8 protein-coding genes are annotated in these 10,037 nt (G+C 70.3%); 3 read left to right on the top strand and 5 right to left on the bottom strand.

Annotated features, from left to right (window positions below; all coding sequences use genetic code 11):
- Positions 1–187: 187 nt before the first annotated feature.
- From LO763_RS09265 to LO763_RS09245, 5 genes are all read right to left on the bottom strand, one after another.
- The gene (locus tag LO763_RS09265; protein WP_230601684.1) at positions 188–1,831 is read right to left on the bottom strand and encodes a WXG100 family type VII secretion target; all 1,644 of its coding nucleotides are present in this window, start codon (positions 1,829–1,831) and stop codon (positions 188–190) included.
- Positions 1,832–1,833: 2 nt separating this feature from the next.
- Complete coding sequence (locus tag LO763_RS09260) at positions 1,834–2,541, bottom strand: hypothetical protein (protein ID WP_230601683.1); 708 nt, start codon at positions 2,539–2,541, stop codon at positions 1,834–1,836.
- A gap of 20 nt (positions 2,542–2,561) precedes the next feature.
- Positions 2,562–2,885: a hypothetical protein gene (locus LO763_RS09255; protein ID WP_230601682.1), complete on the bottom strand. Its 324-nt coding sequence runs from the start codon at positions 2,883–2,885 to the stop codon at positions 2,562–2,564.
- A 350-nt stretch (positions 2,886–3,235) separates the two neighbouring features.
- Positions 3,236–4,300, bottom strand: coding sequence for an MHYT domain-containing protein (locus LO763_RS09250; protein WP_230601681.1), 1,065 nt, complete (start codon positions 4,298–4,300; stop codon positions 3,236–3,238).
- A gap of 80 nt (positions 4,301–4,380) precedes the next feature.
- Positions 4,381–5,190 (bottom strand): MHYT domain-containing protein, encoded by an 810-nt coding sequence (locus LO763_RS09245; RefSeq protein WP_230601680.1) that lies wholly within the window; start codon positions 5,188–5,190, stop codon positions 4,381–4,383.
- 633 nt (positions 5,191–5,823) lie between these two features.
- Here LO763_RS09245 and LO763_RS09240 point away from each other — a divergent pair.
- The 3 genes from LO763_RS09240 (at position 5,824) to LO763_RS09230 (ending at position 10,031) form a co-directional block, all read left to right on the top strand.
- A complete protein-coding gene (locus LO763_RS09240; protein ID WP_230601679.1) occupies positions 5,824–8,991 on the top strand; it encodes a sensor histidine kinase in 3,168 nt (1,055 codons plus the stop codon).
- Between the two features lie 45 nt (positions 8,992–9,036).
- Entirely contained in the window at positions 9,037–9,435 is a 399-nt protein-coding gene (locus LO763_RS09235) for a roadblock/LC7 domain-containing protein (protein WP_030161947.1), read from the top strand.
- 218 nt (positions 9,436–9,653) lie between these two features.
- Complete coding sequence (locus LO763_RS09230; protein ID WP_125249874.1) at positions 9,654–10,031, top strand: DUF742 domain-containing protein; 378 nt, start codon at positions 9,654–9,656, stop codon at positions 10,029–10,031.
- Positions 10,032–10,037 lie beyond the last annotated feature (6 nt).

Genomic DNA, 10,037 nt, shown 5'->3' with positions numbered 1-10,037 from the left:
CCCGCGCTTCGTCTTTCCCGCTGCGGCGGACCGCGTTCCGCCGCTTCAGGGTGGGACGTGCCCGCCCCGCGTGAGTTTGCGACGGAGCCGGGCGGGCACGGGATCACGGGCCGGCGGTCGGGTGCGGACCGCCGAACACGCAGGGCGCGAGCGGCCGCGCCGAATCGGCGCAGCCGCTCGACAGGCCCTATGCGAGGGGATCGTCGTCGTCGTTGAAGCGGGCGGTGCCCCAGACGTCCTCGTCCTCGGTGAGCCAGGTGTCGCGGCCCTCCTCGTCCTCGGCACCGGCACCGGCCCCGCGGCCGCCGCCCGCGCCCATCATCCCGGCCCCGCCGCGCGCACCGGTCCCGGCGCCCGCGGTCTTGCCGAACAGGCCCTGGCCCTTGCCCAGGCCCGAACCCGCGCCGCGACCGCCGCCCGCGCCCGAACCCATGCCGCCCGCGACGGCCGGACCGAACAGGCCCGCACCACCCATCCCGGCGCCTCCGGCCCCGGCGCCACCGCCGAGACCGCCTCCCGCGCCGGCACCGGTCATGCCGCCGGCGCCGAGGCCGCCGCCGCTCGCGAGACCGCCCGAGAGGTCGTCATCGCCACCGCCGGTGGACTCCCAGGGGTTCGCCCCGCTGGTGGTGGAGGTGGAGAGGCCGCTGCCGCCGCTGAACGACGAGGTCGAGGCGGGAGGGTTCAGGCCGGTCGTGCCCGAGCTGGTCGGAGAGGCGTTGAAGTCGCCGCCGGAGACCGGCGAGTACCCCGACCCGTCGAGCTCGCCCGCCGACTCGCGGAACGTCGTCTCCCCGGAGGGCTCCACGGTCGGCGTGAACTCCGTAGTCGAGACCTCGGCGTCCTGCCAGCGGGCCAGCACCGTGTCGTTCTGCTCGCGGGCCCGAGCCTCGTAATCCTGCGAACTGGAGTCGTAGTCCTCTTTGGCCCGTGTGTTGCCGTCCTGCTCGGCGAGGTCGGCCGCCTGGACGCGCAGCTCCTCCTCGGGCGTGTCGGGGTTGTCGGCCTTGAGGCGGGTGAGGTGGTACTCGGTCTGGTCGGTGACGTACTGGTTCAGCTCGTCGGCGTATTCGCCGTTGAACCCGCCCAGTTCCATCGCCTCCTTCGCGGCGTCGTCCTCGCCGTCCCACGCGCAGCCCGAGGCGATCTCGCACTCGCCCGAGTGGAACGGCACCCGGGTGTGGACCGTGGGGTCGGAGAAGATGTCGCCCTCGTCCTCGACCCAGTACTGCGGGGCGGGGTAGGGGAGCTCATGCGAGTCGCCGCCCTGGAGGGCGTAGATCTCCGAGGCCTTCTGCTCGAGGAGTCCGGCGATGCCGCTCGCGGTGTCGCCGATGTCCGCGGCGAGCTGCTCGCAGTTGACGAAGACCTGCTCCATCTGCTCGGCGAACGCGTCGAAGTCGGTGCCCTGCCAGCCGTTGGAGAGCTCGGTGAGCCGATTCCTCAGGATCTTCGCCACCGCCTCGCCGTCGTTCTCCGCGAAGTCGAACCCGAGCATGAGCCACTTCTCGGAGATCGTGCGGAGCGCGTACTGGTCGGGATCGTCCGCGGGTCTGACCTGGGTGACCAGCGACTGGACCTCCTCCGGCGTGGGGGCGGCGATCCCGGCCGCCACGCATTTGAAGCTCCGGACCTGATCGGCGACCGGTATCGCCGAGACCAGCTTGATCCAGGCCGTCTCCGCCTCGGTCGAGGTGTTGGTGCAGCTGCCGTTGGGACAGGGGTCGCCGTTGAGGAAGGCGCCGTCGGCGGCGGTCTGCTGGCCGTCGATCGCCTCCGACCCCTCCATGCCCGAATAGGCCTCCCCGGCGAACCGGATCTCATCGCCCATGGCTACCGCACCTCCGCTATCTCGTCGTTGACGGTCTGGTTCACCTGCGGCAGATAGGTGTCCACGAACCACCGGTTGAGTTCCCCGGTGGTGAACGCGAGCGAGGGCTCATCGCCGCCGCGGAGTCCGAAGTCCTGCGTGTGGTAGACGACGATGTGGGCGACCCACTGGCCGTCGCGCGCGACGACCTCGACGTGCGGCTGCTCGGTGTCGCCGGTCCAGGAGACCAGGGTGCCCTGGTCCCAGGGGTCGGCGAACTCCTCCGACTGCGTGTCGGTCCACTGGGCCGACTCGGTCTCGGCCGAGGCGACCCGGTCCTCGTAGGCGGCGGCGGCCTGTTCCTCGTTCGCGGTCGGGATGATCTTGACCTGGACTTCGCCGCCACCGCCCATGCCCTCGTTCTCGCCGAGGTTGATGAGGCCGTTGCATCCGATGGCCTCGGGGTCGAGGGTGTTGCCGAGTTCGGAGTCGCCGGGTGCCCCGCCTTCGGCGGTGGCCCCGCCCCAGCCGGCTATGCCCATCTCGTCGGTGATCGGCTGGAGGTCGTCCAGCACCTCGCAGGCGTTCCAGGTGGACATCGCGGCGTAGACGGGGTCCTCGCCGCCGGTGTCGTTCGAGGCGTCGTCGGTGTCGCCGCCGGAGTTGCAGCCCGCCAGGAGGAGCGCGGCGGCGCCGGTCGCGGCGAAGGTCTTGCAGAGCGTGTGCTTCATGAGAGGTGTCAAGTCCTGTTCTAGATGTCGGAGCTGGTCTCGGTCATCTCGACGATGTTCAGCTCTTCGGCGTCCGTGTGCAGGCCGAGGGATTCGTTGATCGTGACGACCGCGCCGTACAGGTCGGCCCGGAGCTTCTGGAGGTTGTTCCAGATCTCCTCGTGCGCCAGCGAGTAGTCGGCGCGGGCCTGCTGTGAGGAGTCGAGGAGGCCGAACCCGGGCTCGACGCCCAGCTCGTTGCCGGTCTGCAACTTCTCGGTCAGTCGGGTGACGAAGTTGAGGCGGGCGACGAGTTCATCGCGGAACGCCTCGAGGTAGGCAGGGTCGAGAACGCGCTGGGCCATAGAGGGGTCCTTCTCGGGAAGATCATTTTGGGCTGGTTTAGCACGGCTTCTTCATGCTAACGGATTGTCACCGCGCATGTGGTACAGCGAAACCAGCCCAGCTCAAGGCCCGGTGATGCCCGACGGGTGCAAGATCGATCACTCACAGCGAGGGAGGTCGGCTTGCTTGTCGCACGCGTTCTCCTTGCAGTGCAAGGAGAGAAGGGCGGCCGCGGTGAATCCGGATCGGACCCGCCCGCTCCTGGAGCGCGCTTCGCGCTGCGGTGCGTGACGGACCCTATATATAAGGCATGGGACGGGAACGGCCCCCGCCCATCGGGCGGAGGCCGTTCGCGCTGCTTGAAGTGCGGTTACTGGCGCGGACTGTGCCGCGTGGCGTCGAAGTGCTCGGCGCTCTTGCCCAGGTCCGCCTGCTGGAACGAGCGCTGCGAGCGCGAACCCGGGCGGTCGGGGACGACCGCCGGGCCGTCGTGGCTGCCCACCGGTGCGGCGATGGGGGCCGTGCGCTGATCCGGAACATACCCCGGCGCGCGCTGGGTGCGGTTGCGGACCCTGCCCGCGCCCGGCCGGGGGCGCTGGTTCCGCATGCGGTCCACCGGGATCGCGCCGGTCGCCGTCGGCAGCGCCTCCTCGTCCCGCACCTCGATCCCGAGCTGGTCGCGCTTGGTGACCACCTTCGGCTGCGCCCCCATGAGCGCGAACAGCAGCACGATGATGCCGATGGTCGCGACCCCGAGGATCGGCAGGATGAGCATGATCGGGTCGATCCCCGAGACGGCGTTGCGGCCCTCGTCGTAGACGGTGACCCGCACGCCCGCCATGCCCGTGTAGTGCATGCTGCACACCGCGATGCCCATGATGACCGCGGCGGCGGTCTGCCAGCGCCAGCCGTCGAGGTACATCCCGCAGAACAGCGCGGCGGTCGCGGCGACCACGGCGATGACCACGGAGGCGATGAAGTAGTTGCGCTCGTGGGTGATGTGCCCCGAGACGTTGATGGCCGCCATGCCCGAGTAGTGCATGATGACCACGCCGATGCCGGTCAGCGGCCCGGCGATGAGGATCTTCCCGACGGTGCCCCTGCTGCCCGTGCCCGCGACGAGCAGGCCGAAGAACACGGCGCCGATCGAGGCCACGAGGCTGAGGAAGGTCTTCAGCGGGTCGTAGGCGATGTCGGACTCGACGACCTTGAACCCGATCATGGCGGTGAAGTGCATCATCCAGATCGCGGTGCCGCCCAAGGCGAACGCCGCGAGGGCGATCCACTGCACGCGTTTGCGGGAGGCCTTGACCGTCCCGTCCTGCCTGCGCGCCTGGGTCATGCACATGAGCGCCAGGATCGAACCCGCGAAGGCGAATCCGAAGGCCATGATGGGATTGATCCAGCCGTACGTGAAGTGACTGACGTGTTCCACCCTTGGTCTTCCTCCCCGGGCTCTGGCCCGTATCCGGAATGTCGCGCGATGGTGATCTGCGCGATTCGAAACTTATACGACTACTGTCCGGCGGCATCCGCAAGACGGACAGTTGCACTAGGACGGTCATTTCGCTCGTCGGGGACATGGTCGAGCGAAGGCGACGCCAGCACCCCGAACACCATGCCGACGATCGCGAGGAGGGCGAGGACGAGGATCGGCAGCAGGAGCACCAGCGGGCTGATGCCCGCGACGCCGGCGGTCTGCGGGCCCTCGACCCGGACGGCGGCCATGCCGGTGTAGTGCATGCCCACCACCGCGAGGCTCATGACCGCGGAGGCCAGGGCCATGCCGCCGCGCCGCGAGACCACGGCGGTGAACCGCAGGGCCACCGTGGAGGCGACCACCGCGACGGCGGCCGAGGCCGCGACCAGGGCCGGGTCGTAGACGACCCGGCCTCCGGTCGCGACCGCGGCCATCCCGGTGTAGTGCATCCCGACCACGCCCGCGCCGCACACCAGTCCGCCGAGGACCAGGCGCGGCCAGCCGGCGCGCTCGCCGCCGGAGGCGAACAGTCCGAGGCCGACCGCCAGTACCGCCAGTGCGAACGAGGCGGCGGTGAGCTCGGGGTCGTACGCGATGTCGGTACCCGTGACGGTGAAGCCGATCATCGCGACGAAGTGCATCATCCAGATGCCGATTCCGCCGATGGCCAAGGCGGCCAGCATGATCCAGCGGAACCGCGCCCCCGCGGCGGTGGCGGCGCGGGCGAAGCGGGAGGCGGACAGGCCGAGGAACGACCCGGCCGCGGCGAAGGCGAGGCCCATCACCGGATTGAGCCAGCCGTAAGTGAAGTGTCGGTGCTCGAGCGTGACGGCGAGCAGGTCCATGGGGCTACCTCCTGGAGGCGTTGTGGGTCAACGGTGCCGCAGTGGAGGCCCCGGGCCGTCGCACAGCATGTGCGAGTTCCGCGGGAGTCCGCGGAGCGTACGGCCGATCCGTCCCCCGTTCGTGTTCGCGAGGTGGCCCTGGGTCACGGGACTAAGCCGGCGAAACGGTCGTCACCGAGCGTGTGTCCAAGGGCGCTTTTCGTGCCGACGGCGTTCAGTGCCCGCGATCGGCCGTGTGGTGTGGGCGTGGCCGTCCGAGTGGTCTGACTTCTTGCCCGAATGGGCGAATACCATGTATGCATGTGTCCGAAACATCAGCATTTCTTGAGGTTCGCCCCGTAACAGGGAGCCATACGGACCCGTGTTCAGTACTCCAGTACGCCCCTGGATTTCGCGGCCCACTTTCGTCATGATGGAATCTGCTGGGCTTCACATGCCGCCCCCCGTCGCCCCGGCGGCCGGACGGCAGCCGGCGCGCGCCGTCGGCCCGCGACCGAGCCCGGCCCGGCACGGGCCCATCGGTCTGACACAGAGGACCACCCCAGGAGGCTAGACAAGGTGAGCAAGCGCAGCTCGAACCGTACGGGTTCAGCGGCTCGACGAGGACCGCTCGGCCTGCCCCGCATCGCCGACATGCGAATCCGGTCAAAGCTGGGACTGATCCTCCTGGTGCCGCTCGTGGTGCTGGTGGCCGTCGCGAGCCTCCGCCTCTACGACCTGGCCGACCGCGTGTTCGAGTCCACCGACATGGTGAGCCTCGTGGAGTTCAACGCGGTGACCGCCGACCTGCGGTACAACCTCCAGAAGGAGCGTTCGCTGGTCGTCACGAACCTGAGGCTGGACAAGGACCACGTCGAGGGCATCGACAAGTCCCTCTACGACGAGACCGCGGTGGCCGGCCAGCAGGCCGAGACCGACCAGGCCCTGAGCGACTTCAACGCCAAGGCCGACCAGCTCCCGTCGCTCTCCGACGACATCGACAACCGCATCGACGCCGTCCGCACCCAGTACGACAGCCTCAACCAGATCCGCCAGAACGCGGCCGACAACCCCGGCGGCACCTCCGTCGACGCGACCTCCCGCGTGTACCAGCGGCTCGTCGCCGAGCTGGTGACCATCACCGACATCTCCTCGCGCATCGTCAACGACCCCGACATCGCCAGGAACCTCCAGGCCATCGCCGCCGCCACCACCATCCTCGAGACCCTCGAGGAGGAGCGCTCGATCGCCATCAACGTCGGCAACGACCGGAACTTCATCAACAACACCCGCTGGCAGAACTTCATCGCCTACGCCTCGCTGCGCGAGTCGGCCGAGGACCAGTTCAAGACCGTGGCCGACCGCGACGAGCAGCTCGCGTTCTTCTTCAGCCCGGGCGGCCTCAACACCGAGGAGGCCGAGGCCGCGCTGACGTTCGAGAACGCGGCGATCACCGCCGGCACCGACAAGCCGCTGACGGTCAACGCCGAGATCATCGACTCCTACAACGCGATCCTCGACAACGGCCTGGACTACATCACCAGCGAGTCCGAGCAGGTCCTCGACGACGCCCGCAGCGACCGCGACGCGCAGATCTTCCAGCTGCTGCTCGAAGCCGTGCTCATCCTCGCGGCGTTCGTCATCGCGACCGTGATCGCCCTGCTCATCGCCCGCAACATGGCGACCGGCCTGCGGCGCCTGCGCGAGGGCGCGCTCGACGTCGCGCACGTCAGCCTGCCGCAGGCGGTGGCCCAGATGCGCGACGCCGAGACCATCGGCAACCGGACGCCCGACGAGGTCGCGGCGGACACGGGCGCGGTCATCGACATCGACCAGCGCGACGAGATCGGGAACGTGGCCCACTCGTTCAACATCGTCCACACCGAGGCGATCCGCATCGCGGCCGAGCAGGCCGCCCTGCGCGCCAACGTCTCCCAGATGTTCATCAACCTCGCCCGCCGCTCCCAGAACCTCGTCGACCGGCTCATCGGCCACCTCGACCACCTGGAGCGCGGCGAGGAGAACCCCGACCGCCTGGCCGAGCTGTTCCAGCTCGACCACCTGGCGACCCGCATGCGCCGCAACGACGAGAACCTCCTGGTGCTCGCCGGCGCGGACTCCACCCGCCAGGAGCGCTACCCCGCGCCGATCGGCGACATCCTCCAGGCCGCCCAGTCCGAGGTCGAGCAGTACACCCGCATCGAGTTCGGGAACCTGGAGGCCGAGCGGGAGATCCGCCCCGCCGCCGTCAACGACCTCGTGCACCTCATCGCCGAGCTCATGGACAACGCGACCGCCTTCTCCCCGCCGGAGTCCCCGGTCCTGGTCGAGGCCGAGCAGATGCGCACCGCCGACAGCCCCCTGGGCGCGATCCGGGTCCGCATCAACGACATCGGCATCGGCATGCCGCCCGCGCAGCTGGACGACATCAACCGCCAGCTGTCGGAGTCGGCCGACGCCATCGACCTCGCGTCCTCGCGCATGATGGGCCTGGTCGTGGTCGCCCGCCTCGCCAACCGCCACGACGTGCGCGTGGAGCTGCGCCCCGGCGAGCACCGCGGCACCGTCGCCGAGGTCATCCTGGGCGACGCGGTCCTGACCGAGCCCCGGCTCCCCGAGCGCGGCCTGCGCTCCGGCGTCCCGCTCGAGGGCGGCTCCTACGACGGCGGCGAGACCGCCGCCCTCCAGGGCGGCGCCCCCCGCGGCGAGCTGCTCTCCGGCATGGAGTCCACCGGCGCCCTGCCGCGGGTCCCCGAGAGCCCCGCGGGCCTGTTCGACATGCCGCCCGCCGACCGGCAGTCGCCGCCCCCGCCGCAGCCCACGCCCCCCGCGTGGCAGCCGAGCGCCCCGCCGATGCCCTCGCGGCCCCCGATGCAGCCCGACCCGGTCGAGCCGCTGACGGGCGAGCACCAGCTGCACCGCCAGCAGGTCCCGCCGCAGCAGCCGGCGCAGGCCGACGAGGAGCCGGGCTTCATGTTCCGCCCCGGCGGCAACACCGACGAGCGCAAGGCCAACGGCAAGGTCATGGAGGTGACCGGGGAGATCGTCTCCTCCGAGCACGTGGCCCTGCCGAAGATCCAGCTGGAGGCGTGGACCCCCGAGCCGGAGCCGGTCCCGCCGTCGTGGCCCGACGTGGCCGCCGGCCCCGCCGGGACCGAGGCGCCCCGCCAGTCCCGCCGCAAGGACCGCGTGTCGGCCCTGGACGCGACGACGGAGCTGCCGATCTTCCGCGAGGTCGAGTCGGCCTGGTTCAAGGCCGTGACGCCCGCGCCCAAGCCCGTCGAGGACGAGGCCCCGGCCTCCGGCGCCGCCGCCGAGGCGGCCCCCGCCGCCCCGTCCCCGCGGCCGGCCCCCCGTGCGCGCTCGGAGGTGGCGGAGACCTCGGCGCCGCGTTACGCTGACCAATCAGGTGCGGACGAGTCCACCGCCACGGCTTGGGACGCGACGCCGCCCTCCCCTCCGCAGCCCACGGAAGGCCCGACCATGCAGACCACGCCCGCCGACGAGTCGCCGGCGGCCTCTGGCCTGGAACGACGCCGCCTCAACACCGCCTCCGAGACCGAGTCCGGCTCCTACGCCTGGCGCACGGCCGCCGACGACGGCTGGTCGCGGGTCGACAACGCCTTCGCCGACACGGTCGTCGACGAGACGACCTCGGTGGGGCTCCCCAAGCGCAAGCCGATGGACCGCCTGGTTCCCGGCGCAGTGGAGGAATCACAGGAGACCGTCAGCGCGCAGAAGCGCAACCCCGAGGGCATTCGGGGCCTGCTGTCGGCCTATCACCGTGGGGTGCAGCGAGGACGTGGCAATGACGGTAACTGAGTCGCTGAACCGCAACACGGCAGACGCTACTAAGGAGCGCAAACGATGAGCACTGGTGGAACCTCGGTCCAGGACCTGGGCTGGCTGCTTGCCGGCTTCGCCGAACGCGTGCCGGGAGTGGCGCACGCCGTGGCGGTCAGCGCCGACGGTCTGCTGCTGGCGTCCTCCCGGGACCTCCCCAGGGACCGGGCCGACCAGCTGTCGGCGGTGACCTCGGGTCTGGTGAGCCTGACCCAGGGCGCGTCCCGCTGCTTCGAGGGCGGCGCCGTCCTCCAGACGGTGGTCGAGATGGACCGTGGATTCCTGTTCCTCATGTCCATCAGCGACGGCTCCTCGTTCGCGGTGCTGGCGTCGAAGAACTGCGACGTGGGCCAGGTCGGCTACGAGATGGCCCTCCTGGTCGACCGGGTCGGCCAGGCGTTGACGCCTTCGGCCCGAAGCTGATCCGCACCGCCGCCGGTGCGCGTTTGGCGCGCGGGCGTGCGGCACGGTAGGCTCCATTCGAGCGCAGCGCTGCGAGAGTGGGACGAACTGAACAACCTACCCCTCCGTCGCATCCCCAGGCGACGGGCCGGTGCCTCCCCTGGCACTCGGTACATGGATAACTGACAAGACTGCGGCACAACGATTGTGGGATCTGCGAGCCGCGGTTGGAGGTAACAATGGTCCTCGGTGGTGATGAGCCGACCGGCTCACTCGTCAGACCGTACGCGGTCACGCGCGGCCGCACGCGGCCCCAATTGGAGATCGCCCTCGAAGCGCTGGTGGAGACCACCGCCCGAGGCAGGTCCGGGCAGTTCCTCGGCGGCAGGGAGCAGAAGGTGATCGTCGACCTGTGCGGCGGTCGGCTCCAGTCCCTCGCCGAGATCGCCGCGCGCATGGAGGTGCCCCTCGGCGTCGCCCGCGTGCTGGTCGCCGACATGGCGGCCGACGGACTGCTGGCAGTGCACGAACCCACCGGCTTCGACGCGGACGGCGCCGACGAGTCGGTCGGAACCGAGCTCCTTGAGCGCGTCCTCAGTGGACTCAGGAGGCTATAGACCCTA

Source organism: Glycomyces amatae, assembly GCF_020991375.1.
Taxonomy (GTDB): domain Bacteria; phylum Actinomycetota; class Actinomycetes; order Mycobacteriales; family Micromonosporaceae; genus Glycomyces; species Glycomyces amatae.
This window is presented reverse-complemented; position numbering and strand designations above follow the sequence as displayed.

Coding starts and splice junctions, on each gene's coding strand:
- LO763_RS09245 (WP_230601680.1), bottom strand. CDS start 5,190: ATGGACCTGCTCGCCGTCACGCTCGAGCACCGACACTTCACTTACGGC.
- LO763_RS09255 (WP_230601682.1), bottom strand. CDS start 2,885: ATGGCCCAGCGCGTTCTCGACCCTGCCTACCTCGAGGCGTTCCGCGAT.
- LO763_RS09230 (WP_125249874.1), top strand. CDS start 9,654: ATGGTCCTCGGTGGTGATGAGCCGACCGGCTCACTCGTCAGACCGTAC.
- LO763_RS09235 (WP_030161947.1), top strand. CDS start 9,037: ATGAGCACTGGTGGAACCTCGGTCCAGGACCTGGGCTGGCTGCTTGCC.
- LO763_RS09260 (WP_230601683.1), bottom strand. CDS start 2,541: ATGAAGCACACGCTCTGCAAGACCTTCGCCGCGACCGGCGCCGCCGCG.
- LO763_RS09240 (WP_230601679.1), top strand. CDS start 5,824: ATGCGAATCCGGTCAAAGCTGGGACTGATCCTCCTGGTGCCGCTCGTG.
- LO763_RS09265 (WP_230601684.1), bottom strand. CDS start 1,831: ATGGGCGATGAGATCCGGTTCGCCGGGGAGGCCTATTCGGGCATGGAG.